The organism is Nocardia sp. NPDC058480 (assembly GCF_042720495.1).
In the GTDB taxonomy this organism is placed as follows: Bacteria; Actinomycetota; Actinomycetes; order Mycobacteriales; family Mycobacteriaceae; genus Nocardia.
This window is the reverse complement of sequence record NZ_JBHXMN010000028.1, coordinates 1-23,043: the sequence shown is the minus strand read 5'-3', so window position 1 is coordinate 23,043 and position 23,043 is coordinate 1. Positions and strand designations below refer to the sequence as shown.

At 65.1% G+C, this 23,043-nt stretch carries 27 protein-coding genes; 21 read left to right on the top strand and 6 right to left on the bottom strand.

Annotation, left to right across the window (positions count from 1 at the left end; all coding sequences use genetic code 11):
* Positions 1 to 216: 216 nt before the first annotated feature.
* The gene (locus ACFWO8_RS32795; protein WP_378974415.1) at positions 217 to 1,098 is read left to right on the top strand and encodes an NAD(P)-dependent oxidoreductase; all 882 of its coding nucleotides are present in this window, start codon (positions 217 to 219) and stop codon (positions 1,096 to 1,098) included.
* Here ACFWO8_RS32795 and ACFWO8_RS32790 read toward each other — a convergent pair.
* A complete protein-coding gene (locus tag ACFWO8_RS32790) occupies positions 1,080 to 1,544 on the bottom strand; it encodes a hypothetical protein (protein ID WP_378974411.1) in 465 nt (154 codons plus the stop codon). The genes ACFWO8_RS32795 and ACFWO8_RS32790 overlap by 19 nt on opposite strands.
* Positions 1,545 to 1,720: 176 nt before the next feature.
* Here ACFWO8_RS32790 and ACFWO8_RS32785 point away from each other — a divergent pair, with 176 nt between their 5' ends.
* From ACFWO8_RS32785 to ACFWO8_RS32745, 9 genes are all read left to right on the top strand, one after another.
* Positions 1,721 to 1,864, top strand: coding sequence for a hypothetical protein (locus ACFWO8_RS32785; protein WP_378974406.1), 144 nt, complete (start codon positions 1,721 to 1,723; stop codon positions 1,862 to 1,864).
* Positions 1,865 to 2,047: 183 nt separating this feature from the next.
* Entirely contained in the window at positions 2,048 to 2,740 is a 693-nt protein-coding gene (locus ACFWO8_RS32780) for an alkyl sulfatase C-terminal domain-containing protein (protein ID WP_378974402.1), read from the top strand.
* Positions 2,741 to 2,830: 90 nt separating this feature from the next.
* Positions 2,831 to 3,655: a helix-turn-helix transcriptional regulator gene (locus ACFWO8_RS32775; RefSeq protein ID WP_378974397.1), complete on the top strand. Its 825-nt coding sequence runs from the start codon at positions 2,831 to 2,833 to the stop codon at positions 3,653 to 3,655.
* Positions 3,656 to 3,716: 61 nt separating this feature from the next.
* Complete coding sequence (locus tag ACFWO8_RS32770; RefSeq protein ID WP_378974393.1) at positions 3,717 to 4,154, top strand: DUF6194 family protein; 438 nt, start codon at positions 3,717 to 3,719, stop codon at positions 4,152 to 4,154.
* A 216-nt stretch (positions 4,155 to 4,370) separates the two neighbouring features.
* Positions 4,371 to 4,628, top strand: coding sequence for a hypothetical protein (locus ACFWO8_RS32765; protein ID WP_378974388.1), 258 nt, complete (start codon positions 4,371 to 4,373; stop codon positions 4,626 to 4,628).
* 92 nt (positions 4,629 to 4,720) lie between these two features.
* Positions 4,721 to 4,960, top strand: coding sequence for a helix-turn-helix domain-containing protein (locus ACFWO8_RS32760; protein WP_378974380.1), 240 nt, complete (start codon positions 4,721 to 4,723; stop codon positions 4,958 to 4,960).
* On the top strand, positions 4,953 to 6,203 hold the full coding sequence (locus ACFWO8_RS32755; protein ID WP_378974377.1) for a type II toxin-antitoxin system HipA family toxin: 1,251 nt from the start codon (positions 4,953 to 4,955) through the stop codon (positions 6,201 to 6,203). Before ACFWO8_RS32760 ends, ACFWO8_RS32755 begins: the two co-directional genes overlap by 8 nt.
* Positions 6,204 to 6,242: 39 nt before the next feature.
* Entirely contained in the window at positions 6,243 to 6,410 is a 168-nt protein-coding gene (locus ACFWO8_RS32750; RefSeq protein ID WP_084472559.1) for a DUF4236 domain-containing protein, read from the top strand.
* 297 nt (positions 6,411 to 6,707) lie between these two features.
* Positions 6,708 to 7,283, top strand: coding sequence for a dihydrofolate reductase family protein (locus ACFWO8_RS32745; RefSeq protein ID WP_378974374.1), 576 nt, complete (start codon positions 6,708 to 6,710; stop codon positions 7,281 to 7,283).
* Here ACFWO8_RS32745 and ACFWO8_RS32740 read toward each other — a convergent pair.
* Entirely contained in the window at positions 7,280 to 7,975 is a 696-nt protein-coding gene (locus ACFWO8_RS32740) for a helix-turn-helix domain-containing protein (RefSeq protein WP_378974369.1), read from the bottom strand. The genes ACFWO8_RS32745 and ACFWO8_RS32740 overlap by 4 nt on opposite strands.
* Before the next feature lie 191 nt (positions 7,976 to 8,166).
* Here ACFWO8_RS32740 and ACFWO8_RS32735 point away from each other — a divergent pair, with 191 nt between their 5' ends.
* From ACFWO8_RS32735 to ACFWO8_RS32720, 4 genes are all read left to right on the top strand, one after another.
* The gene (locus ACFWO8_RS32735; RefSeq protein ID WP_378974364.1) at positions 8,167 to 8,445 is read left to right on the top strand and encodes a hypothetical protein; all 279 of its coding nucleotides are present in this window, start codon (positions 8,167 to 8,169) and stop codon (positions 8,443 to 8,445) included.
* Between the two features lie 145 nt (positions 8,446 to 8,590).
* Positions 8,591 to 10,276 carry a SulP family inorganic anion transporter gene (locus ACFWO8_RS32730; RefSeq protein ID WP_378974361.1) on the top strand — a complete coding sequence of 562 codons (1,686 nt, stop codon included), beginning with the start codon at positions 8,591 to 8,593 and terminating at the stop codon, positions 10,274 to 10,276.
* A 249-nt stretch (positions 10,277 to 10,525) separates the two neighbouring features.
* A complete protein-coding gene (locus ACFWO8_RS32725; protein ID WP_378974356.1) occupies positions 10,526 to 10,735 on the top strand; it encodes a hypothetical protein in 210 nt (69 codons plus the stop codon).
* Positions 10,732 to 11,109 (top strand): type II toxin-antitoxin system death-on-curing family toxin, encoded by a 378-nt coding sequence (locus ACFWO8_RS32720; protein ID WP_378974354.1) that lies wholly within the window; start codon positions 10,732 to 10,734, stop codon positions 11,107 to 11,109. The genes ACFWO8_RS32725 and ACFWO8_RS32720 overlap by 4 nt, the downstream gene beginning before the upstream one ends.
* A gap of 75 nt (positions 11,110 to 11,184) precedes the next feature.
* Here ACFWO8_RS32720 and ACFWO8_RS32715 read toward each other — a convergent pair whose 3' ends face one another.
* Positions 11,185 to 11,604 (bottom strand): helix-turn-helix domain-containing protein, encoded by a 420-nt coding sequence (locus ACFWO8_RS32715; protein WP_378974351.1) that lies wholly within the window; start codon positions 11,602 to 11,604, stop codon positions 11,185 to 11,187.
* Positions 11,605 to 11,683: 79 nt separating this feature from the next.
* Positions 11,684 to 12,697 carry a LysR family transcriptional regulator gene (locus tag ACFWO8_RS32710; RefSeq protein WP_378974344.1) on the bottom strand — a complete coding sequence of 338 codons (1,014 nt, stop codon included), beginning with the start codon at positions 12,695 to 12,697 and terminating at the stop codon, positions 11,684 to 11,686.
* A 150-nt stretch (positions 12,698 to 12,847) separates the two neighbouring features.
* Between ACFWO8_RS32710 and dnaE the strand changes: the two genes are divergently transcribed.
* Complete coding sequence (gene dnaE, locus ACFWO8_RS32705; protein WP_378974460.1) at positions 12,848 to 16,414, top strand: DNA polymerase III subunit alpha; 3,567 nt, start codon at positions 12,848 to 12,850, stop codon at positions 16,412 to 16,414.
* Between the two features lie 340 nt (positions 16,415 to 16,754).
* Here the strand turns inward: dnaE and ACFWO8_RS32700 are convergent, their stop codons facing one another.
* Entirely contained in the window at positions 16,755 to 17,423 is a 669-nt protein-coding gene (locus ACFWO8_RS32700; protein ID WP_378974339.1) for an AraC family transcriptional regulator, read from the bottom strand.
* Here ACFWO8_RS32700 and ACFWO8_RS32695 point away from each other — a divergent pair.
* Positions 17,404 to 18,177 carry a hypothetical protein gene (locus tag ACFWO8_RS32695; protein ID WP_378974333.1) on the top strand — a complete coding sequence of 258 codons (774 nt, stop codon included), beginning with the start codon at positions 17,404 to 17,406 and terminating at the stop codon, positions 18,175 to 18,177. The two genes, ACFWO8_RS32700 and ACFWO8_RS32695, sit on opposite strands and share 20 nt — an antisense overlap.
* Positions 18,178 to 18,181: 4 nt before the next feature.
* Here the strand turns inward: ACFWO8_RS32695 and ACFWO8_RS32690 are convergent, their stop codons facing one another.
* Positions 18,182 to 18,802 carry a TetR/AcrR family transcriptional regulator gene (locus tag ACFWO8_RS32690; RefSeq protein WP_378974329.1) on the bottom strand — a complete coding sequence of 207 codons (621 nt, stop codon included), beginning with the start codon at positions 18,800 to 18,802 and terminating at the stop codon, positions 18,182 to 18,184.
* Positions 18,803 to 18,932: 130 nt separating this feature from the next.
* Here ACFWO8_RS32690 and ACFWO8_RS32685 point away from each other — a divergent pair, with 130 nt between their 5' ends.
* From ACFWO8_RS32685 to ACFWO8_RS32665, 5 genes are all read left to right on the top strand, one after another.
* Positions 18,933 to 19,376, top strand: a complete 444-nt coding sequence (locus ACFWO8_RS32685; RefSeq protein WP_378974321.1) for a hypothetical protein — start codon at positions 18,933 to 18,935, stop codon at positions 19,374 to 19,376.
* 25 nt (positions 19,377 to 19,401) lie between these two features.
* A complete protein-coding gene (locus ACFWO8_RS32680; RefSeq protein ID WP_378974318.1) occupies positions 19,402 to 19,923 on the top strand; it encodes a nuclear transport factor 2 family protein in 522 nt (173 codons plus the stop codon).
* 126 nt (positions 19,924 to 20,049) lie between these two features.
* Positions 20,050 to 20,634: a hypothetical protein gene (locus tag ACFWO8_RS32675; protein ID WP_378974314.1), complete on the top strand. Its 585-nt coding sequence runs from the start codon at positions 20,050 to 20,052 to the stop codon at positions 20,632 to 20,634.
* Positions 20,635 to 20,729: 95 nt separating this feature from the next.
* A complete protein-coding gene (locus ACFWO8_RS32670) occupies positions 20,730 to 20,939 on the top strand; it encodes a hypothetical protein (protein WP_378974308.1) in 210 nt (69 codons plus the stop codon).
* Positions 20,940 to 21,554: 615 nt separating this feature from the next.
* Positions 21,555 to 22,442, top strand: a complete 888-nt coding sequence (locus ACFWO8_RS32665) for an exodeoxyribonuclease III (protein WP_378974304.1) — start codon at positions 21,555 to 21,557, stop codon at positions 22,440 to 22,442.
* Positions 22,443 to 23,043: the final 601 nt, after the last annotated feature.

The window sequence follows — 23,043 nt, the reverse complement described above, 5'->3', positions numbered from 1 at the left end:
ATCCTCGTTCCCGCATTGGCAACGTTCACAAATCCGGGCGCCGCGTCCCCGCCGGTGACACCTGGCACAGCGCACCGACCCTGGTATCTGTGACCTGGTCGCTTACCTGTCGGTGCGCGAGGGATGGCAAAAGTGGGTACTTGTCTCCTGCGATGGCCCGACATGACACTCGGTCCTGGGAGATCGTCCGATCGCCCGCGAGGATCAGGAGTCGAGATGATCAAGGAATCGGTGACGGTACTCGGCACCGGATCGATGGGCAGCGCATTGGCCGGTGCTTTCCTCGCCGCGGGCTACCGCACCCAGGTCTGGAACCGCAGCCACGAACGAACAGCGGCCTTGGTGGAGGCAGGCGCGAAAGCGCACCCTGACATCGCCGATGCCGTCGCCGCGAGCCCGGTGATCATCTCCTGCCTCACCACCTTCGCCGCCACCCGCGAGAGCCTGCTCGGCACCGACGGTTTGGCGGGCCGCGATCTCATCACGCTGAACAGCGGAACACCCGCTCAGGCAAGGGAATTCGCCGAGTTCGCGCACGTCGAGGGCGTCCGCTTCCTCGGTGGCGCGATCAAGAATGTGCCTGCGGCCGTGGGCGATCCGCACACTCTGCTGTATTTCGGCGGCGATCGCGATGTCTTCGACACCCACGCCGCCACCCTGCGCGTACTCGGTGGCGATCTCGAATTCCTCGGTGCCGAACCGGATCTGGCCGCGCTCTACGAATCCGCCGTCGGTGCGACCCTGCTCCCCGCGCTGCTCGGCTTCTTCGAAGGCGCGGCGGTGCTGGCCTCGCGCGGGCTGCCCGCTTCGACGATGGTGCCCCATTCGGTGAAGTGGCTGCAGATGATCGAGTCGCTGCTGCCGGTCCTCGCGGGCGAGATCGACGACAAGGACTACACCCGTCTCGGTTCGTCGGTCGAGCTGTTCCACACCGCCGTCGCCGACGATGTGCGGCTCGGCACCGAGACGGGTGTCGACCTGTCCTGGCACGCACCGATGCACGAGCTGCTGAGCCGGGCGGTCGCCGCCGGGCACGGCGCGCAGAGCATCACCGCGGTGATCGAGCAGTTGAAAACGCCTCAGCGCAGCACGCTGTAGGTGGCCGACAGGGTGAAGCTGTGCTCGCCGACCTCGCAGCTCACCGTCCCCTGGTAGCCGACGCCGCAGGTGGTGTTCTCCCGCGTGATCCGGTGACCTTCGGGGAGCACCTTCGCGGCCGGGTGGGTGAAGATCGGGCGGTCGGCGTCGACGAAGTGCGCCGCTTCGACAATCCCGACCCGGAGCTGGTCGGTGCCCGCGGGCGCGTCGATCGGGACGGCGTCACATCCGGCCGGGCCGTTGTTCCAGTAGATGGCGCAGTGCCGTCCGTCGGGCGTGGTGAAGAAGACGCTGCCCGCGTATTCGGGTTCGGGAACCTGATACTCCACGGGGTCGACCGGCGTGTAGTCGCCGAGTCCTGATTGCGCGGCGGCCGGTCCGGCGGCGAGAAACCCGGCAGCCAACGCCACCCCGAACAGTGCCGTGAGTGCGGATCGGTGCGACATGAACGTCCTCCCTCGGTTCGTGTTACCCAGTACTTCGCCATGCTCACGACTGTCGTTAACGGTGCCTCGAAGGCGGTGAACCCAGCCTGATTCACCCTCGACGGGTGATGTCGTGAAGCCACCGAACACCGAGCATCGAGTGGACGAATCGACTCGAGCTGAGGAGCGGACTTCCGATGGCGCTGGACTACGACGATCGCACCGATTTCGAGAACGCCGACCGCGGGTTCATCAAGACCTTGACGCCGATGCGGATCACCAAGGCCGACGGCACGGTCATCTTCGACACCAGCGGCTTCGGGTTCCTCGACGGGCCCTGATCGCGCCTACCGTCGACATCACCCACACCGGCCAGCAGGAGACGATCGACGGCGTCCCGATCGTCTTCCAGATGACACCCGGTACCGAGGCACCCGCGGAGATGAACTTCTATTTCCCCCGCCACCGCGCCCTCTGCCTCGCCGAGAACGTGACCCACAATCTGCACAACCTGCTGACCCTGCGTGGTGCGAAGGTGCGAGATCCGCACATCTGCTCGCGCTACATCGACGCTCTGGGAGCATCCGCGCGAGGAGAAGGCGGCTCGCTATGTCGAGACGATCGGCGGTATCGAAGCGGTGATCGAGAAAGGTCGTGCCTACGCCGAATCCGGCGACCTGCGCTTCGCCGCCGAACTGCTCACCCACGCGGTCTTCGCCGAGCCGGGCAACAAGGCCGCGAAGGACGCGCTCGCCCAGACCTATCAGCAGCTCGGATTCGGCGCGGAGAACGCCACCTGGCGGTGCTTCTACCTGACCGGCGACCACGAGCTGCGTCAGGGGATCCAGCCGACCGCGATGGACCTCGGTGGCGGGATGGCGGCGGCACTGTCGGTGGATCAGCTGTTCGACACGGTCGCGATCCGGGTGAACGGGCCACGCGCGGCGAAGGATTCGTTCCGCATCGAATGGCACTTCACCGATCAGGACACCATCGTGCGCCTGACGCTGTCCAACGGCGTGCTGATCCAGACGCCGAATCCCCGGTCGAAGGCCGATATCGACCTCACCGTGAATCTCACCAAGCCGCAGTTGCTCGGCATTCTCGCTGGTAAGGGCCTGGACGGGATCGACTGCAGCGGCGACCCAGGCGTGCTGCAGCGGCTGTTCGGTGTGCTGGACACCCCCGACCCGAACTTCGCGGTCGTCACCCCGTGAACACCTGATCTCGCGGGGGACGGCCTGCGACAGCGCGTACATAGGTCCGCGGGTACCACCCACGCGACCCGAGCTTCTACGCTGTCTGCCATGTCGTCCCCCGATCTCGGTGAGTTCCTGCGCACCCGGCGTGCCCGCATCCAGCCGCAGAAGGTTGGCCTGACCGAATACGGCCGCCGTCGGATGGTCGGTCTGCGGCGGGAAGAGGTCGCCCAGTTAGCGGGGATGAGTGTGGACTATTACGTCCGGTTAGAGCAGGGCCGTGGCACCAATTTCTCCGACTCCGTGCTCGACGCCGTCGCCCGCGCCCTTCGCCTCGACGAGACCGAGCGCACCCATCTCTACACCCTCGTCCGGCCCGCGGACACCGACGCCGGCTATGCCGCGACCATCCGCCCCGGCACCCGGCTCCTGCTCGATTCCATCGCCGCCCCCGCCTTCCTGCTGGGCAGGCGGATGGAGGTGCTCGGCTGGAATCGGCTGGGAGACTTGCTCTCCGGCTTCTCCTCGATGGCAGAGACCGAGCGCAGTCAGGCCCGCTACATCTTCCTCGATCCCACTGCCGACACCTTCTACCCCGACTGGGAGGCGGTGGCGGCCGAAACCGTCGCCTCCCTGCGCCGCCGGGTCAGCCGGTACCCGCGCGATCGCACCCTCGCCTCGCTCATCGAAGAACTCACCACGCGTTCGCGCGATTTTCACCGCATCTGGTCGGGTCACCCTGTGCAGGACAAGGCCAACGGCACCAGGCTGATCCACCACCCGCGGGCCGGCCGCCTCGAACTCGGCTACGAGACACTGGAATTGCCCGGCGATCAAGATCAACTGCTGGTGGTCTACACGGCGGAACCGAACTCTGCCGCGGGAGTCGCCCTCGACGCGCTGCGTGCGGGTGAGCCGGTCGGCGTTCACTGACCGAGCGTCGGGAAGGCACACCGGGGGAGACTCCGCGGGCACTTCATGCGACGCTCGAAGTATGACGATCGACGAAATCACCGAATACGTGACCGATCTCGGCGGAGTACTCGTACTGCGGCCGACCGAAGGAAGCGAAGCTCCCGAGATCGCCTGGGGCGACACCTTCTTCTACTACGCCCCCGACGGCGTCGTCCCCGCCGGTCAGCCCTTCGCCACCATCGTGACCAAGGACTACCCCGGCGACGAGACTTCCGACCTGAACCGTCCCGGCAGGTTCCGCGTCAACATCGCCGTGAGCAAGACGACCTTCACCGAAGCCGCGGCCCCCACCGACGCGAGCATCGACGACACCGTCGTCGCCCACCCCCTCTACGCTGCCGCGAACTGGCTCGCGGTGGTCGATCCGGGCAAGGCCACCGAAGCGACGGTCCGCGAGATGCTGCGCGAAGCCCACGACCGGGCACGCACGCGATCGCAGCGACGCGCGGGCGAATAGCGGCGCGCTTCGCGATGAAATCGGTATGACCCCGGCGAATATCGCGAAAGCACGCTGTCCTCGTCGCGCGGCTGACCGCTGGCATCTCAGGTGTCTATCTGTTTGCTGATGACAGGTTCGTGGCGGTCTTGCTCATGGCGGGGATTTGTCGCATCCGGTGCGGTACCTTTTCAGATACCAACGAAAGGGGAGGTCATGTCAGTGCATTCCAGGCCCATGCGGTCGTTAATCAACGCCAGGCTCGGCCCCGTCGCATTGATCACCGGCGGATTGCTGTTGATAGCAGCGGCGCTGGGAATGCTCGGCCCCCTGATCGCCGCCCTGCTGATCCGCCGCAGCGGAGCGGGCCGAACCGACGCCATAGCCACCGCCCCGCTGATCCTGCTGACCCTCGCCGTAGCCCTTGCGATCGCAGCCGCCGTCACCATGTTCGCCGCCGCCCGTCGTAAGAACTCGGATAGGGGTGGTTCATAGGAAGGTCGTGACTACCTTTTTGTAGTCATGGGAGGTGACTACGAAAAGGTAGTCGAGTATCCTGACTCCCAAAAGGTAGTCAAGGAGGTGTCGTGGCCTATACCGGCAAGGTGACAAGTGCGGAATCGCTCGGCCGAATCCTGCAACAGGCGCGTTTGCTGAGCGGATTGAGTCAGCGTGATCTCGCCCAGCGGCTCGGCACCACCCAGCGCTACATCTGGGAGATCGAAGCGGGCAAACCCTCTATCTACACGGATCGGCTGTTCGCCATGATGCGCGAGACGGGGATGGAACTCACCGCCACCATCGAGCCGAAGGGCGACCGTGGCTGACCTCGTCGTCGAGCTGTACGACACCCACATCGGAACTCTCATCGGGACCTGGCGAAATTTCGACTTCGTCGCGGATCCGGCGGCGGTCGACAAATTCGGGATCGACAGCGCGATTCTGTCCGTGTCCATCCCGCTGGCGGCCATCGCTACTCGGCCTCGTAAGGACCGGAGGCAGAACTTCTTTCGAGAACTCCTCCCCGAAGGGCGAATGCTGACCCGAATGGCGGCGGACGCGGGAGTGTCCGAGCGGGATGTGATCGGATTACTGCGACGGTATGGACGCGACGTCGCAGGCGCACTTCAGATCTGGGATCCAGAAGCGCCCGGCGAGCCGAAAGACCCTGCGCTGCAGCCACTGTCCGATGCCGAGGTCGCGAACATGCTGGCCAATGTCGCGGATAACCCGTTGGGCAACACCAATTTCGGTGGCAAGACATCGTTGGCGGGTGTGCAGGACAAGATCGTCCTCGCGCGCACCGGCGGTGGCTGGAATCGGGTGATCGATGGGTACCCGTCGACGCATATCCTCAAGCCGGAGGCGCGCGACCACCCGACTGCCATCTACGACGAGGAATACGGTGCCCGCTTCGCCCGTGCGGTGGGATTGGCGGAGTTCAGTACTGCGATTGCGGAATTCGACGGCACGCCCGCTCTTGTCGTCGACCGGTACGACCGGTCCGCGCCATTCCCGTCCGGGCGAATCCATCAAGAAGACTTCAGTCAGGTGCTCGGCGCGGGCGGGGATCAGAAGTATCAGAAATTCGGTGGCAGAGTCAGTACCAGCCGCATCGCCGGTGTCCTGTCAGCTGTCGGCGATCAGACGTCGATGGAAAAGCTACTCAGGATGACAACGCTGTCCGTCGCGCTCGGTAACCTCGACATGCATGCGAAGAATATTTCCCTGCTGCACCACCTCGATGGGTCGACAACCCTCGCCCCCGCCTACGACGTCGTTCCGCAGGTGCACCAGCCCAACGACGGCGAGATGGCGCTCGCGGTCGATCGCGAATACCGCCACCGAGTCATCACACGAGCTCATCTCATCGCCGAGGGCAAAGCTTGGGGGCTGTCCGACGCTGAGCGCATCATCGACGACACGCTCGCCACCGTGTCCGACGTCGTAGCCACCGAAGTGCCGCATCCGTCAGCACATCCGACTCTGGCTGCGGACATCGCCCGATTCGCCGACAACCTGATCGCGGGCCGTGCGGCCGGTCGCCCCGCGGAAACGGGTGGGACATAACCGGATCGACTATCCTGGTGGCGATCAGGGAGGCCACTCATGCCCATCAAGTTCCGTCAGCGCAAATCCTTTGGACCGCTGAAGTTCAACTTCACCCAATCGGGCCTGTCATCCTGGGGCATCAAGATCGGCCCATGGTCCTGGAACTCCCGCACCCGAAAGAACAGCGTCGACCTCCCCGGCCCCCTGAGCTGGCGTCAACGCTGATCCGGCGCAGCCGGTGACCTTCACCGAGACAACGGTTCGTACCTCGCGCCATCGATCTGCCGAAGAGTCTCCCGTCGATCTGCCGAAGAGTCTCCCGTCGATCTGCCGAAGGATGCGGCGTCGATCTGCCGGTACTTGATCCGCTGGGCCGAGGTGAAGGATTAGGTCGGCGCCCGTCGATTGTCCGGTCAGGATCGTGCGTCGAACGTGCTTGTCGGTTTCGTCCAAGACAGGGTGGGGGAGTGTTCCCTAGGCTGACCGCAGGCAGTTGACGACGCTCTACTCAGGAGGAATGTGATGGCACGCGAACTGGTTTACACGGGATTCATGTCGCTCGATGGTGTGGTCGACTCGCCCGGCGGGAAGGTCGAGGGGCATCGCAGTGGCGGGTGGGTGATGGAGACCGAGTTCGTGCCGGAGGCGTTTTCGCTCAAGGGCAAGGAGCTCGCCGACACCACCGCGCTGATGTTCGGCCGTCGCAGCTATGAGGCGTTCGCCCCGATCTGGCGCGATTCCGCGGATCACGCCGCGTACAAAGAGTTGCCCAAATACGTTGTCTCCTCGTCGCTTACCGACGACGCGCTGATCGACGGGTGGGGCGAGATCACCATCCTGCGCTCGACCGAGGACATCGAGAAGCTGAAGCAGACCGAGGGTGGCCCGATCTACATCCACGGCAGTGCTGAACTGGCAGAGCGACTTTCGGACGCGGGCCTGATCGATCGATACAACTTGCTCGTGTTCCCGGTGCTGCTCGGCGCGGGCAAGAGCCTGTTCGGCCGGGCCGATCGACCCAAGCAGCAACTGCGCCTGCGTGATTCAGCGACCTACTCCAATGGCATCGCCAAGCTCGTCTACGACGTCGTTCGCTAAGTGAGATCCAGCGCGATCACACCACTGCCGCCCGTGCGCAGCTGCCGTGCCGTCTGTCCGACGAACCGGCGCAGCGCGCGGGCGAGGTGGGGCTCGTCGTAGTAGCCGAGCTTGTCGACGACATCGCCCGGCGCTTCACCCGCGCTCAGTAGCATCGCCGCGGTGCGCGCCCGCTCGATCTGGCGCACCGCCCCCTGGGTGAGGCCGGTCGCGGCCCGGAAGCGACGTTCGAGCGTGCGTTCGGTGATCGCGGGCGCCATGCCACGCAGCGTGTCGGCGACCAGGGCATCGCGGACCACGACGCCCTGGCCGATGAGCCGTTCGACCAGCGCTTCCGCGTCGTCGGCGCGCGGGGTCTCCCAGCGCTCGCCGTCCAGCCAGAAACCTCGATCGGTCACATCGGGCAGGACGATCCCGCTGTCGACCAGGGTCGGCGCGGTCACCGCACGCAACGAGGTGCCGACCGCGAACTGGATGCCGACGAAGTCCGCCCCCTCGGGAACGGGTGCGGTGCTCGCGCGAATCTCCGGCCCGGTGACCGCCGCGCAGTGCGCACCCTGCTGCTCCCAGAACACCAATCCCCAGGTCTCGGTCGCCACGGAAGTCATCTCCGCGACCTGCTCACTGCGGCAGGTCCACACCGACTCCACCCACGGCGAGTCCGACCACCGGGTCTCGAACACCAATCCCACCGCCACGATCCTAATCGCCACTACGACCGCTGGAGCTGATGCCCAGGGGTGAGGGGTGCGAAATCGGGGTTCGCGAAATTGTGTGCGGCCGATGATTCGGTGGATCACGCGCTCTCGGTCCGCGCTGGCCCGGCGCCGTGAAGACTATGTGGGGCAATGGCTTCCGGAGCCACTGCTCGACCGCGACGCCGGTGCCGACGACGGCGCGGCGAGCGTGGTGCCCGCACACCGAGATCGCCGACATGGTCGACCGCTCACCCGCCGAGGTTCGCCAGATCGCCCATCGCGCCAGAGCCCACGTGCGGGCGCGCAGACCACGCACCCAGGTCGACCCGCGGATCCGCCGCGAGGTGACCGAGCACTTCGTCGACGCCACGATGGGCGGTGACCTCGAAAAACTTCTCGCGGTGCTGGCCACGGAAGTCGCCCTCTGGACCGGCAGCGGCGGTGCCGGGAATCCGATTCGCTGATCGCGGCGTCTGCCTGGCGACTGTGCGACCGGTCTGTTCGAAGCTCACCCGGAACGGGTGACGCGGGTGTGACGCCGCGCTTCTAGCCTTGCCTCATGAGCACTGTGATCGGGCTCGGTGTGCTGCTGCCTGCGGTGAATCTGTGATGCGGGTGCCGATCTTCGAATCGCTGCACGGCTATCAGCGGGCGTGGCTTCGCCCAGATCTGATCGCGGGCCTCACCGTGTGGGCGGTGCTGGTGCCAGAGGCGCTGGCCTACGCGTCGATCGCGGGTGTGCCGCCGGTGGTCGGGCTGTACGCGGCGGTGCCCGCGCTGGTGCTGTATGCCGTGGCAGGCAGCTCGCGGCACCTCATCGTCGGCCCGATGTCGGCGACGGCCGCGTTGTCGGCGGCGATCATCGCGCCACTGGCCGGTGCCGACGGTGGCCGGTACATCGCGTTGTCGGCGGCGCTGGCCATCGCGACTGGGCTTATCGGCCTGCTCGCTGGGCTGATCCGGCTAGGTTTCATCGCCTCGTTCATCTCCGAGCCGGTACTCAAAGGGTTCATCGTCGGCTTGGCGCTGACGATCATCATCGGCCAAGTCCCCAAGCTGCTCGGCATCCACAAACACGACGGCAACTTCTTCGAACAGGCGTGGGGTGTGCTGCGCGGACTCGGCGACGCGCAGGGTCGCACCGTGGTGATGGGCGTGATCAGTCTGGCGTTGGTGCTCGGGCTCAAACGCTGGTTGCCGATGATCCCCGGGTCGTTGGTCGCGGTGTTGTACGGGATCGTGATGGTCGCGCTGTTCGACCTCGACACCAAGGGCGTGGCCATCGTCGGGCACATCGACTCGGGTCTGCCGCACGTCGGGCTGCCCGGCGGCGTCGGCTTCGACGACTTCCTCGATCTGCTCGGTCCCGCGATAGGTGTGCTGCTCATCGGCTTCGCCGAAGGTCTGGGCGCGGCGAAAACCTATGCGGCCAAAGCGGGTTACGCGATCGACCCCAACCGTGAACTGCTCGGACTCGGCGCGGCCAATGTCGGCGCGGGTCTCAGCGCGGGCATGGTGGTGAACGGCAGCTTGTCCAAGACGGCCGTCAATGGTGGTGCGGGCGCGAAAACCCAGGTCAGCGGGTTGCTCGTCGCCGTGTTGACCGTGCTCACCCTGCTGTTTCTCACCGGCTTGTTCGAAAAGCTGCCCGAGGCGACGCTGGCCGCTGTCGTGATCGCGGCGGTGATCGAACTCGTCGACATCGCCGCCCTGCGCAGGCTCTACCGAGTCTGGTCCCAACTGCTCGCCACCATCTATGGCCGCGTCGCCAGGGCCGACTTCATCGCCGCGATGGCGGCCCTCTTCGGCGTGCTGCTGTTCGACACCCTGCCCGGCTTGCTGATCGGCATCGGCGTCGCGACGCTGCTGCTGCTCTATCGCGCGTCCCAACCGCACGTGGCGGAGGTGGCAAAGGACGGCTCACTGTGGCTGGACGTCCAACGCCATCCCGACCTGGCTCGCCGCCCCGATCTGGTGGTGGTCCGGGTCGAGGCGGGCCTGTTCTTCGCCAACGCCGACTACGTCAAAGACCACATCATCGGCCTGTGCACGCCCCGCACCCGCGTGGTCGTCTTCGACGCCGAAATCTCACCCTCGATCGACGTCACCGCTGCCAAAATGCTGCTCGACCTGCGCAAACAGCTGAGCCATCGGCGCATCGATTTCCGCATCGCCCGCCCGGTCGCCCAATTCGGCGACGCGCTCGGTTCCGCCGAGGACGGCGACCGCATCGAGGTCTTCCCGACCGTCGCCGCCGCGACCGCCGACCTACCCGACAACACCGAGGAGCGCTGATGGCGGGGTCGCCGTCTATCACCCGGAGAACGGCACCGCGACCTTCGAGTGGACGCCGGTCTACTCCGGTCGCCAAAATGTCATCGCCCAGCAGTTCAAGCCCGGTCAAGTCACCTCGGCGCAGTACGTAACGGTCGAGGTCGCTGGGCGGGGCGTGAACACCGGAAGCTCCTGCCTGCCGCTCCCTTAGACCGCCGAACGCGATAGTTGGTCAATTCGACAACTCCGCATCGATGCTACCATTTTGGTATGACGACCATGAGTGTCCGGATCCCCGACCACATCGCCGAGGGGCTGAAGGCGGCTGCGGATGACCTGCACATCAGCGTAAACGCCGCTGTCGTGCAGGCCATCGAACAGTGGCAGGCCGCTCAAGGGCACCGTCGCCGCGTCGACACCGCGCTAACCGACATTCTTGGAGAGGATGCGGTGCTGCTCGAGCGGCTGGCCGACGCGTGACCGAATACCTCACTGTCGGCGACCTGTTGAAGGTCAACGCTGCGGTCCTTGGCGCTGAGCGGCCAGCCATCCGCGATGCCGGTCTGGTGGCGGCCGCGGCGGCACGGCCCGCAGCCACGGTCTTCGGCGAAGACGCCTACCCCGACTTGGCCGGCAAGGTGGCGGCCATGATGCATTCGATCGTGCATTCGCGTCCGTTCCTGGACGGCAACAAGCGCACCGGCTGGGTCGCGGCGCGCCTCTTGGCTCGTTTGAACGGCCATACCATCGCGTTGACCGAGAACGAGGCCTTCGATCTGGTCGTCGAACTCGCCACTGTAGACACCGAGGTACCAGCCTTGGCGAAGCGCCTGACAGTCGAACCGATCACCTGATCAACTTGTCGACCTGCCCAACAAGGTCGAGCAGCCCGTAGGCCAGGCCTGCTGAGCCCGTGGAAGACCTACCATCTAGGGCATCGGGTGGGGGCCTCGATCGTTTGTGGTACCCGCTCGTTTACCGGCTCTCGAGTCCGAGAACGCGGCCAGTGCTGTACCGCAATCGACAGCGGCTTCCTCGAATACCTGTTGGCACACCTGGGTTCGCCACGCCAACCCGGTCACCCGTACTTCGGCGACGCCGTCGGTGGCGACGGCCAAGACTCGTCCCGCGGCCTCGGTCTTCTTCCAGCCGTTGAACGCGTTGATCAGGTCGAACCGGGTCCACGGCACGGGATGCTCTGGTCGGGTTTCGCGAATGGCAAGGGCGGCTTTCGCGAAAGCGAGGCATTGGTTGAACGCGAACCGAGCAGCCCCAGCATGCCGTGCAAGCACGACCGACTGCTCGACCGTGGGGTCGAGGCAGTATCGGAAAGTTGTGTGGCGGCTCATCATCCACGAGTGTGACACAGGACACCGACACCGAATTCGGCGGACGCTTGCTGTCAAACGAACGTACCGCTCAGCGGTATCAGGGCTGCTGAGCGGTACGTTTTTCCAAGTCGGCACGGTCATGCCGAGCGGTCATCGTGTGTAGAAAGGCACGGTCTGCCTCTGGGACCCACATTGAGTCGACTGCGTTGCCGTTGTAGGTGGCGATGACGAAGTCGATCAAAGAGTTCAGCTGGGGATGGCCATTGATCGCTTCCCGCCATAGCAGTGCCATGGGATAGGCGGGCGTCGGGTTGGCGATGGGTATGCGGCGAATGTCCGGGTGCCACGGCGTCGTGGTTCCCTCGCCGCCGAAGGTAACCAGCGTCGTCGACTTCGCGATGCGGTCGACTACGTTCGCGAATCCGATACCGCCTTTGTGTTGCTCGGTAGTGATTGTGATGCCGCAGCTGTCGCTGAGCCGGCCGTAGAAGTCGCCTACCTCAGAATCGAATCCGGCCCCGGGCACCCACGCGGTCAGGCGCTCGAGGGCTTCGAGTTCGACGCGGTTGCGGTCCGCGAGCGGATGGCCTTTCCCGACGAGCAGATGCAAGGCATCGAGATACGCGGGAATGGCGCAGACATGTGTCGGCAGTGGACGGGTGCGCCAGTGCCTGCGAGCGAAGGCGACGTCGACCCGACCGTCGATGACGGCGTCCCTCGATGTCGTAGCCGGGCCCATCATGATGAGTTCGATCTCAGCGTTCGGGTGCTTCTCGAGGTAGAACCGCATCAGATTCGCGTCGGCGATCTGGGCGCCGTGCACCGCGACACGAAGCACCTGCGAATCGCGTACTGCGGCAACGGCGGTGTCGGCCGTCGCAAGTATCGAGCGGGCGTGGGGTAAGAAGCGGGTGCCGTGGGCAGTCAACGCCGCGTTGCCGATGCGACGCTCGAACAGTTGGGCGTTGAGGTGGCTCTCCAGCTTCGCGATCCGCTTGGACACCGCCTGCTGGCTGATACCCAACACGGCCGCGGCCAGTCCGAATTGGCCTTCGTCGCTGACTGCGACCATCGCGCGCACCGCAGACAGATCGAGATCCAACTCAGGCACCTGCTCTCACATCCAATGGTTGTTCGTCGACGCTTGTCGATTGTTCGACATAACCGCACTCTAGCTGGTCATATATCTGCGATACAGCCGGGCGTGAAGGCCATGCTCGACAACCAGGCGGCAGTGGCAGCGGTCGGAATGGGTGGGTTGATGGCAATGAGTCGGGCATCCTTCGTGCATTTGCACAACCACACCGAGTACTCGATGCTCGATGGTGCGGCGAAGATTTCGCCGTTGTTCGCGGAGGCGGATCGGTTGGGTATGACCGCGGTCGGCATGACCGACCACGGCAACATGTACGGCGCCTCGGAGTTCTACAACTCGGCCAAGAAGGCGGGCATCAAGCCGATCATCGGCATCGAGGCCTACATCGCGCCGGGCTCGCGTTTCGATACCAAGCGGGTGAAGTGGGGCGATCCGGGTCAGAAGGGCGACGACGTCTCCGGTTCGGGTGCCTACACCCACATGACCATGGTCGCCGAGAACGCGACCGGTCTGCGTAACCTGTTCAAGCTGTCGAGTCTGGCCTCGATCGAGGGTCAGCTGGGCAAGTGGGCGCGCATGGACGAGGAGATCATCGCCCAGCACGCCGAGGGCATCATCGCGACGACGGGCTGCCCGTCGGGTGAGGTGCAGACCCGGCTGCGCCTGGGCCATGATCGCGAAGCGCTCGAAGCCGCCGCGAAGTGGCAGGAGATCTTCGGCGCCGACAACTTCTTCCTCGAGGTGATGGACCATGGTCTGTCGATCGAGCGCCGGGTCCGCGAGGGCCTGATCGAGATCAGCAAACAGCTCGGTATCCCGCCGATCGCGACCAACGACTGCCATTACGTCACCAAAGACCAGTCGACCAATCACGAAGCGCTGCTGTGTATTCAGACCGGTAAGACGCTGTCGGACCCGACCCGGTTCAAGTTCGACGGTGACGGTTACTACCTCAAGTCCGCGGCGGAGATGCGCGCGATCTGGGATGCCGAGGTCCCTGGTGCGTGTGACAACACCGAGCTCATCGGTGAGCGGGTGCAGTCCTACGACGATGTGTGGGCTCACCGTGACCGGATGCCGATCTTCCCGGTGCCCGAAGGCCACGACCAGGCCAGCTGGTTGCGCAAGGAAGTCCTCGACGGTCTCGATCGCCGCTTTCCGGACGGTCCCTCGCGCGAATACCTCGACCGCGCCGACTTCGAACTCAAAGTCATTTGCGAGATGGGTTTCCCGGCTTACTTCCTCGTCGTCGGCGACCTGATCACGCACGCCCTGGAAGTGGGCATCCGGGTCGGTCCCGGCCGTGGTTCGGCCGCGGGTTCGCTGGTCGCTTACGCGATGGGTATCACCAATATCGACCCGATCCCGCACGGTCTGCTGTTCGAGCGGTTCCTCAATCCCGAGCGTGTGTCGATGCCCGATATCGATATCGACTTCGATGATCGCCGCCGCGGTGAGATGGTCCGTTACGCCACCGAGAAGTGGGGCAGCGACCGTGTGGCCCAGGTGATCACCTTCGGCACCATCAAGACCAAGGCCGCGATCAAGGACTCGGCGCGAGTGTTGTTCGGCCAGCCCGGTTTCGCTATCGCCGATCAGATCACCAAGGCGCTGCCGCCGCCGATCATGGCCAAGGACATCTCGGTCTCGGGTATCACCGATCCCGATCACGAGCGGTATAAGGAGGCCGCCGAGGTCCGCGAGCTCATCGGCTCCAACCCCGACGTCGCCAAGATCTATGAGACCGCGCGTGGTCTGGAGGGCCTGATCCGCAACGCGGGCGTGCATGCCTGCGCGGTCATCATGTCCTCGGAGCCGCTCACGGACGCGATTCCGGTGTGGAAGCGTGCCCAGGACGGTGCGATCATCACCGGCTGGGACTATCCGTCGTGTGAGGCTATCGGCCTGCTGAAGATGGACTTTTTGGGTCTGCGCAACCTCACCGTCATCGGTGACACGCTGGAGAACGTCAAGGCCAACCGTGGCATCGATCTCGACCTCGACACCCTCGCACTGGACGACGCTGCGACCTATGCGATGCTCGCCCGCGGCGACAATCTTGGTGTCTTCCAGCTCGATTCGGTCGGGATGCGCGAGCTTCTGCTCCGCATGACGCCGACCGAGTTCAACGATCTCATCGCATCGAACGCGCTCTACCGACCCGGCCCGATGGGAGTGGGAGCGCACTGGGCATACGCAGACCGCAAGAACGGCCGTGAGGCCGTCACACCGATCCATCCAGAACTCGACGAACCGCTGGGCGGCATATTGGGCGAGACCTATGCGCTGATCGTCTATCAGGAACAGATCATGCAGATCGCTCAGAAAGTGGCCAGCTACTCGCTCGGACAAGCTGACCTGCTCCGGCGGGCGATGGGAAAGAAGAAGCCCGAAGTGCTGGCCGCTGAGTTCGAGAACTTCCGCAAAGGTATGCGCGCCAACAGCTACAGCGATGAGGCAGTTACCGCCCTGTGGGAGGCGGTCTTGCCGTTCGCCGGTTACGCCTACAACAAGTCACACGCCGCGGGGTACAGCCTGGTCATGTACTGGACCGCGTACCTCAAAGCCAATTTTCCGGCCGAGTACATGGCCGGTCTGCTCACTTCGGTCGGCGACGACAAAGACAAGTCCGCGATCTATCTGGCGGACTGCCGCAAGAGGGGTATCACGGTACTGCCGCCCGATGTCAACGCCTCCCGGGTCGACTTCGCCTCAGTCGGGGACGATATCCGCTTCGGCCTCGGTGCCGTGCGCAACGTCGGCGCCAATGTGGTGTCGTCGATCATCACCGCCCGCGAGGAGAAGGGAAAGTTCACCGACTTCTCGGACTACCTGGGCAAGATCAACTCGCTGGCATGCTCGAAGAAGGTCACCGAATCGCTCATCAAGGCAGGGGGATTCGACTCGCTCGGCCATCCACGCAAGGGTTTGATGCTGGTCCACTCCGACGCGATCGACGCGGTGATGTCGACCAAGAAGGCCGAGGCGATGGGGCAATTCGATCTCTTCGGTGGGGAGGATGTCGACGAGTCGATCGTCTCCGTGTTCCACGTCAAGGTGCCCGACGAGGAGTGGGACACCAAGCAAAAACTCGCCCTCGAACGCGAGATGCTGGGCCTATATGTGTCAGGCCATCCCCTCGACGGCATCGCCACAGCGCTCACATCGCTTACCGACACCTCGATCGCCGCCGTGCACGCGGGCAAGGTTCGCCACGGCCAGAAGATCGTCATCGGCGGCATCGTCGCCGCGGTCGACCGCCGCGTCAACAAAAAGGGTGAAACGTGGGCCATCATCGAGATCGCCGACCTCGACGCTGCCACCGAAATACTCGTCTTCTCCTCGACCTACACCAGCTTTCAGCACGCTCTCACCGAAGATTCCGTCTTGCTCGTCACCGCGAACGTCACCGTCCGCGACAGCAGGACGTCAATCCTTGCCGTCGAGATCTCCACGCCCGACTTAGCGATCGGCGGACCATCGTCAGCCCCGATTGCCCTGACCCTCCCTGTGCACGCATGCACCCGCCCCAACGTCGATGCCCTTCGTGAGGTTCTGCAACGCCACCCGGGGGACACAGACGTACACATCGTGCTGATCGGCCGCACGACGAAACGGTTGGGCATAGACCCGAGATTCCGGGTTCACAAGACCCCAGCCCTCCTCGGAGACCTCAAGGCACTGTTCGGAGCCGATTGCCTGACAGCAGCTGCCGTTGCGGCGAAGGTGTAGATCGGGTTCGTGAGCTGTTGGCCTGGCTGGGAACAGGGCCCACCACCGGCGCTGAATCCGCGATACGTCGGCCAGGCAGCCGACCTGCGCAATTGCGGCAAAGGTTTGTGCCCTCGGCAGGACACACGAAACATGGGCAACAGGAAAACGGCTGGTCGTCGGGGCTTCCTATCCGATCTGACGATCGCAGTCCGACCGGACGGACAGGTCTGCGGCCCGCTTTTGATGTGTGCGTGTGGGTGAGTGCCACGTACAGCCGGGATCGAGATGCGCGGCCTCCGGCGAATACGACGAGGCCTTGGATCGCGGGCCTGCAGGAGCTGTCGTGGGCGCTGGCGTTTCACCCGGTGACGACGGTGGGGGTGTCGTTGCCGCGCCGGTATTGTCCGGGTGCGCGCCTGTATTCGCGTTTGAACGCTTTCGCGAAGGCGAATTCGCTCTGATAGCCGACCTTGTGTGCCACGCCCGCTAGCGGGGTGTCGGTGTCGCGGAGCAGTCGCGCGGCGGTGAGCATGCGCCAGCGGGTGAGGTAGGACAGGGGAGCCTCACCGACCGTGGCCGTGAATCGCCGGGTCAGGGTCGCCCGGCTCACGCCGGCGACGGCGCTGAGCTCGGGCACTGTCCACGCTCGTTCGGGCGCATCGTGAATCGCGCGCAGTGCAGCCAGCACGCACGGATCGGTGAAGGCTCCAGCCCATCCGGTCGGGGTGGGAGCTCGGTTCTCGAACCAGGCGCGCAGCGCGAACAGCAGCAGCGTTTCCAGCAGGGCCGGGACCGCGGCATCGGTTCCGGGGCGCGGTCGCGCCATCTCCCCGGCCAGGACATCGAGGATGCCACGCAATGCCGGATCAGCGCCGGGGCGCGCGGGAATATGCACGAACTCGGGCAGCTCGTCTAGCAGTGGATGGCTACGCTGGCGCCCCAACGCGTATGCGCCGCACATCAATTCACTGCGCACGCCCGGTCCGGTGATTTCGCGGGGTTCGCCGATGCGGGCCTGTTCGGTCACGGCGGGCGCGCACTACACCGACACCACCGGTGAGCAATTGTTCCTGAAGAAGGCGTTCGACGAGTACGGCCCGCGCGCCGAAGCCGCAGGTGTGACAATTCTGAGCGGTGTGACCAACAGCAATCTGCCCGGTGACCTGCTCGGCTACCTGGCCGCACGGCACGTGGCCGGGCCCGCCGAGATCGTCATGAGCTTGATCGCGCGGGGTGAGGGCGGGGGATCGCGGGGCAGCGCGGAAACCGTTCTGGCCGGACTGGACTGGTTCCGCTCGGGCGGCTGGCACTACGAGGACGGTGCCCTGCGTACGGGCCCGATGGAGCGGCATCCGTTCATGACCTTCCCCGAAGATCCGGAGCCGACCGCGGTCGCGAAGTTCCAGCAGCCGCCGGTTCTCACCATTCCCCGCCACACCGACGCGTCGTTCGTAGCGGGCGTGGTCGGCGCCGAAATGCTGTCCCAACTCGCGGGTTTCACCCCCGAACTGCTGGATTCACTGCCCGAGCCGGGCGCTGACCTGCGATACGACTTCGTGCTGGACGCCATCGGCGCCGACGGCACCGCCGTGCGCGCGGTACTCAGTGGACCAGACGCCTATCGCGACACCGCGATCATGGCGGTGGAGGCGGCCGCCCGCCTCGCGGTGGGCGACATCAAGCCAGGTGCTCTCGCGCCCGCCGAAGCGTTCGACCCCACCGAATTCTTGAATTCCCTTGCGGTTCACTCCATCACGTGGCGCATCAACCAGGGGCGGTAACCGGTTACGCCGACAGCCGGAGCGCGTCGGGGATGACGGCGAAGGCCTGATGCAAGCGTTCGAGGAGATCGGCTCGACCCCCGTTCGCGTCGGCGGCGACCCAGCCTCGGCCGGCGATGCTCCACGCTGTGGTGGTCAGCTCGGCGAGGATACGAGGGCGGAGGTCACCGTCGGGGAGACATAGCTGATCCGAGAGCTGTTGGGCAACTCGGGTTTCCACGCCGGAGCGAGCGTACTCGAGGTAACCGAGCAGGCCAGGGTTGGTGAGGACCAATTTGCGGGTGGCGACGTAGCGGGCGTCCCAGTCGTCCGGAAGCGTCGTCGCCGCGCCGGTGAGAGTGTCGCGCAGTGCGGTGAGCGCCGAGCCGGTGAATTCGTGCACGGCCAGCGTGTCGAGATAGCCGGTCCACAGCTCGGTTTCGGCTTCGACGGCCACGGCTTCCTTGGTCGGGAAGGCCCGGAAGAACGTGCTACGCGAGACCTCCGCGGCGTCAACCAGTTCCTCGACGGTGGTCGCGGCAAAACCCTTCTCGGTGAACAGCCGGAGTGCGGCGTCGGCCAGCGCACGGCGGGTGCGGAGCCGTTTGCGTTCACGCAGCGGTAGAGCACGGTCGTCGATCGGCATACCGGAATCCTAGCGCGAGACGAGCCTCAGGCACGAAAGAAACTCAGCATGAATTGGCACTTGCGCACGTTTGGTACTTAGTGTCAGAATCGTGCACAGCAACGAGCACACCCCGAACAAGGAGATCGCAATGACCACCACCACACCGGCCACCCTGAACCCGTCGGTCATCGGCCAGGCCGAGAAACACCACACCGCAGTACTGGCCCGCGCACTGGCCGGCACCACGCTGGACGAAAAGCAGTGGATCGTGCTCAACCAGGCCCTGACCACCGGTGCGCCGGTCGATTCGGCCGCTCACATCACCCGGGTCGCCGCCATGACCCAGTGGGATCCCGCCGACGTCGAATCCGCGCTGACCGCACTCCTCGAAAGTGGACTGCTGCACACGAATTCCGACGATCTGATCGCACCTACCGAGGACGGCACGGCGCTCGCAGGCAAGGTCCGCGCCGAATCGGGCGCCATCGTGTCCGCCGCCTACAACGCGGTCGATCCCGAGGATCTGGCCACCGCAGCCCGGGTCCTGGCCACCATCACCGCGCGCATGGCCGAGGAACTGGCCCGCGCCTGAACTGAACGGGAAGAGTTCTCACACCATGCTCAGAAGAACCGCCACGGCCGGCTTCGCGGGCTTGGCCATCGCCGCGCTGCTGCTCCCCGGCTGCACCGACAGTCACATCGACACCACACCAAGCAAAGAGGAAGTCATGTCCACCCCTGATTCGACCGCCGACCGCCTCGAGATCGCCGATCTGTTCACTCGCTTCGCCCTCCTGCTCGACGATCGCCGCTGGGAAACCGTCGGCACCGTCTTCGCCGACGATGTGAAAGTCGACTCGCCCCGAATCTCGGTCCAGGGTCTCGACAAGGTCGTCGACTACATGCGACAGGCCGAGGTCGAGGGGGAACACACCCAGCACACGACCACCGACCTGCTGGTGAACGTGAACGGTGATCAAGCCGCCGCCTCGTCGAACTCGATCGTGTACTACTACCGCGATGGCCGGCCGCCCCACCAGACAGGCAGCCTCCGACAGGCCTGCACGGTGATCCGGACGACCGCGGGCTGGCGAATCAGCGAGATCCGGGTAACCCCCGCCTGGATCCGCAAGGATTGACGACACCTTCACCGATTGACCGCTCCTGCGCTGTTCCGTCGGCCGACCCGCCGCCGGAACACCACGATGCGCGAAATCCATTTCAGAACAACAATATTCGGCCGAAGGGCGAAAGGGTTTCGCAACATGTCCAGCAGAACCATCAACGTCGGCATCGCGGTCTCGGTCATCGCCGTGGCGCTGCTGCTCACCGGCTGCAACGCAACAGGCACCGACACCGGGCCATCCCCGGGCACCACCGCCCCGGCCGCGAGGACGACTGAACCAGCTCGAGCCACTACCCCGACCTCCCTCAGCCCCTCGATCATCGGCCAGGCCGAGAAACACCACACCGCAGTCCTGACCCGCGCATTGGCCGACACCGCACTCGACGAGAAACAGTGGATCGTGCTGAATCAAGCACTTGCCGCGGGTGCGCCGGTCGATCGAGCCGCCCACATCACCCGCATCACCGGTTTGACCCAGTGGGATCCCGCCGATGTCGAAACCGCCCTGACCGCACTGCTCGAAAACGGCCTGCTGCAAGCGACTTCCAGCACTCTGATCGAGCCCACCGCGACAGGCACCGCTCTGGCAGACAAGATCCGCGCCGAATCCGGGAAGATCGTCGCAGCCGCCTACAGCGCCGTCACGCCCGAGGACCTGGCCACCGCAGCCCGCGTACTGACCACCATCACCGCCCGGATGGCCGCCGAACTCGCCCACCGCTGAACCGAATTCCCAACGATTCCCCGCTGCACAGACCGGAGCGGCGAGCGACTTCGGGCAACATCCACTACGAACATTCCCTCGGCAGTACACCTTTCGTGTTCCGATGTCACCGCCGCCGTGAGCTGATCACCCAGGACATGGCGGCCTGGTGCAAGGACAACATCGCCGGTCTGACAATCGAGCGCATGGGCCTGGCCGGCCACCACGCCACCGAGGACCAATCCGCCGCGATCGCGGCGGCCATCGCCCCGCTGGCGTCCGTAACACGCGGTTTTCTCCGGGATGTGACGACAGCGAATGGGTAGATACGGCGTTGACCCCTGGCGAGCGCAATCGGGCCGCTGTGACGGCCAGGCGTGCTCGATTGTCAGTCCGGTCGGGTCCGGGGTGTGTGCGGCGCGGTGGCGTCGGATCGCGCTGAGACGGGACCGCGATCATCGCCCGGGTTCTCGTCGAAGGTCGGGGCGGTTCGATCGCAGCTGAACGATGGATCGGGCCCTGTTGAATCGAACCTGCAACGGCAAAAGGCGGCTATGGCCTGCGGAAACGCTATCGCAGGTCGGTGCCCTCGGCAGGACGGACAAAACATGGGCAACCGGAAAACGCCTGGTTATCGCGGGTTCGTATTCGATCTGATTCCCGCGGATCGCCGTTCGGACCGCGACCGTGGACCAGTTCCCGGTGAGCGGGGTGCCGAAGTTGTGGAACATGGCTTCGCGGGTGACGATCTGGGCGATCGCCGGTCGGTGTCGCACGCGGCCAGCAGAATGTCGAACTGGTCGTAGAGCGCTTGCTCGCCGGGGCGGAGTAGTCGCGCACCGACGAATAGCCTGTGCTGATTCGGGCGGAATACGACCGGGTGCAGGTCGCGTACCGGAGCTGCCCGGGTGGGAGGTATGGGGCTCCGGCACAGTGTTGCCATGGGTTCGTCGGTCGCTGACTCTTTCACTGTCGCCACTTTCAATGTCAACGGAATCCGCGCGTCACGTCGTCGTGGATTCGATCAGTGGTTGCGGGCCAGGTCGGCGGATGTGGTCGCGTTGCAGGAGCTGCGTTGTCCCGCAGCCGATGTGGGAACCTTCCCGGGCTACTCGGCGGCGGTGGACGTCGGTTCCGTAGCCGGTCGTAACGGCGTGGCAGTACTGACGAGGGTTCCCGCCGCTGCCGTGCGGACGTGGGTGACCCACCCGCCCAGGTCCCGCGGACTCGGTGAGTTCGCCACGCAGGGACGCTATATCGAGGTGGATCTGGCCGATCGCCCGGTGACGGTGGCCTCTCTCTATCTCCCCAAGGGTGGTCTGCCCGCGCATCTCCAGCGCCCGGGATCGATGCGCGAACTGCCCGACGGTGGGGTCAAGTACGAACGGAAGCAGAGGTTCCTCGCGGCGTTCGCCCGCGAAGTGCACCGGAACCGGCTCGCGGCGCTGAGCGCGGGACGCGAGTTCGTCCTCACCGGGGATCTGAACATCGCGCACACCCGCCACGATGTGACCAACTGGCGTGCCGCCCGCACGATGGACGGATTCCTGCCTGCCGACCGCGAGTGGTTCAGTTCGATTCTCGGCACGCGCCGGCTCGTCGACGTGGTGCGACAGGTGCACGGCGATCGCCCGGGTCCACTCACCTGGTGGAGTTGGGCGGGTCAATCATTCACCAAGGATGTGGGTTGGCGAGTGGACCACCAACTCGCGACACCCGGTCTCGCCCGCCTCGCCACGTCTGTCGTCGTCGACAAGGAACCATCACCCGCCGAGCGGCTCTCCGATCACGCCCCACTCGTGGTGACCTACTCGGCAATGCCTGACTGAGAAGTTCTGGTGCCCTCGGCAGGACACGCAAAACATGGGCAACCGGAAAACGCCTGGTCATCGCGGATTCCTACACGATCTAGCGATCCCGGTTCGCCGGTGCCGATCCTATCGTGTTCCCATCTCTGTTGTAACTACATCAGGACGCGCAACATTGGGTAACTGGAAGACACCTGGTCATCGCAAACTGCTGTGCGATCTGACAATGCCAGTGCGCCGGTGTGGGCCGGTTGGGCCCTTCTCAGCGTGGTAGTCACGTTGAAGAAGGGCCGTGCGTCGCCCACCCACCGGCTACGGGGTTTGCCGTGTCCTGCTCGGCGCGGTACTCCGGCATCCGTCCGTCATGAGGTCGGCATGTGTGACTTGTCCGGCGCACGCGCCGGAGTAGGAAGCCGTTCGAGCGGCGGTTCGCTCACGCGGTAGCGACAGGCTGGCCGTTCGTCGGAGCCGGGACGGCGGGGGATGCTTCGTCCAGGTTGCATTCGTCGATCCACCTCGCCAGGAGGCTAAGTGGTCCTGGTCGTAGGTTTTTCGGGGGTTCACGCGGCTGCTGGTTGTGCGGCAGGCTGGTGGTCGCAGCCGGTGTGCTGCTGGGAGTGCT

What these genes read in the sequence shown, in the direction of transcription:
- ACFWO8_RS32790 (WP_378974411.1), bottom strand. Translation starts at nt 1,544, where the DNA reads ATGTCGCACCGATCCGCACTCACGGCACTGTTCGGGGTGGCGTTGGCT.
- ACFWO8_RS32785 (WP_378974406.1), top strand. Translation starts at nt 1,721, where the DNA reads ATGGCGCTGGACTACGACGATCGCACCGATTTCGAGAACGCCGACCGC.
- ACFWO8_RS32750 (WP_084472559.1), top strand. Translation starts at nt 6,243, where the DNA reads ATGCCCATCAAGTTCCGTCAGCGCAAATCCTTTGGACCGCTGAAGTTC.
- ACFWO8_RS32690 (WP_378974329.1), bottom strand. Translation starts at nt 18,802, where the DNA reads ATGCCGATCGACGACCGTGCTCTACCGCTGCGTGAACGCAAACGGCTC.
- ACFWO8_RS32725 (WP_378974356.1), top strand. Translation starts at nt 10,526, where the DNA reads ATGACGACCATGAGTGTCCGGATCCCCGACCACATCGCCGAGGGGCTG.
- ACFWO8_RS32665 (WP_378974304.1), top strand. Translation starts at nt 21,555, where the DNA reads ATGGGTTCGTCGGTCGCTGACTCTTTCACTGTCGCCACTTTCAATGTC.
- ACFWO8_RS32775 (WP_378974397.1), top strand. Translation starts at nt 2,831, where the DNA reads ATGTCGTCCCCCGATCTCGGTGAGTTCCTGCGCACCCGGCGTGCCCGC.
- ACFWO8_RS32770 (WP_378974393.1), top strand. Translation starts at nt 3,717, where the DNA reads ATGACGATCGACGAAATCACCGAATACGTGACCGATCTCGGCGGAGTA.
- ACFWO8_RS32675 (WP_378974314.1), top strand. Translation starts at nt 20,050, where the DNA reads ATGTCCAGCAGAACCATCAACGTCGGCATCGCGGTCTCGGTCATCGCC.
- ACFWO8_RS32795 (WP_378974415.1), top strand. Translation starts at nt 217, where the DNA reads ATGATCAAGGAATCGGTGACGGTACTCGGCACCGGATCGATGGGCAGC.
- ACFWO8_RS32695 (WP_378974333.1), top strand. Translation starts at nt 17,404, where the DNA reads ATGCGGGCCTGTTCGGTCACGGCGGGCGCGCACTACACCGACACCACC.
- ACFWO8_RS32730 (WP_378974361.1), top strand. Translation starts at nt 8,591, where the DNA reads ATGCGGGTGCCGATCTTCGAATCGCTGCACGGCTATCAGCGGGCGTGG.
- ACFWO8_RS32745 (WP_378974374.1), top strand. Translation starts at nt 6,708, where the DNA reads ATGGCACGCGAACTGGTTTACACGGGATTCATGTCGCTCGATGGTGTG.
- ACFWO8_RS32765 (WP_378974388.1), top strand. Translation starts at nt 4,371, where the DNA reads ATGCGGTCGTTAATCAACGCCAGGCTCGGCCCCGTCGCATTGATCACC.
- ACFWO8_RS32715 (WP_378974351.1), bottom strand. Translation starts at nt 11,604, where the DNA reads ATGAGCCGCCACACAACTTTCCGATACTGCCTCGACCCCACGGTCGAG.
- ACFWO8_RS32685 (WP_378974321.1), top strand. Translation starts at nt 18,933, where the DNA reads ATGACCACCACCACACCGGCCACCCTGAACCCGTCGGTCATCGGCCAG.
- ACFWO8_RS32680 (WP_378974318.1), top strand. Translation starts at nt 19,402, where the DNA reads ATGCTCAGAAGAACCGCCACGGCCGGCTTCGCGGGCTTGGCCATCGCC.
- dnaE (WP_378974460.1), top strand. Translation starts at nt 12,848, where the DNA reads ATGGCAATGAGTCGGGCATCCTTCGTGCATTTGCACAACCACACCGAG.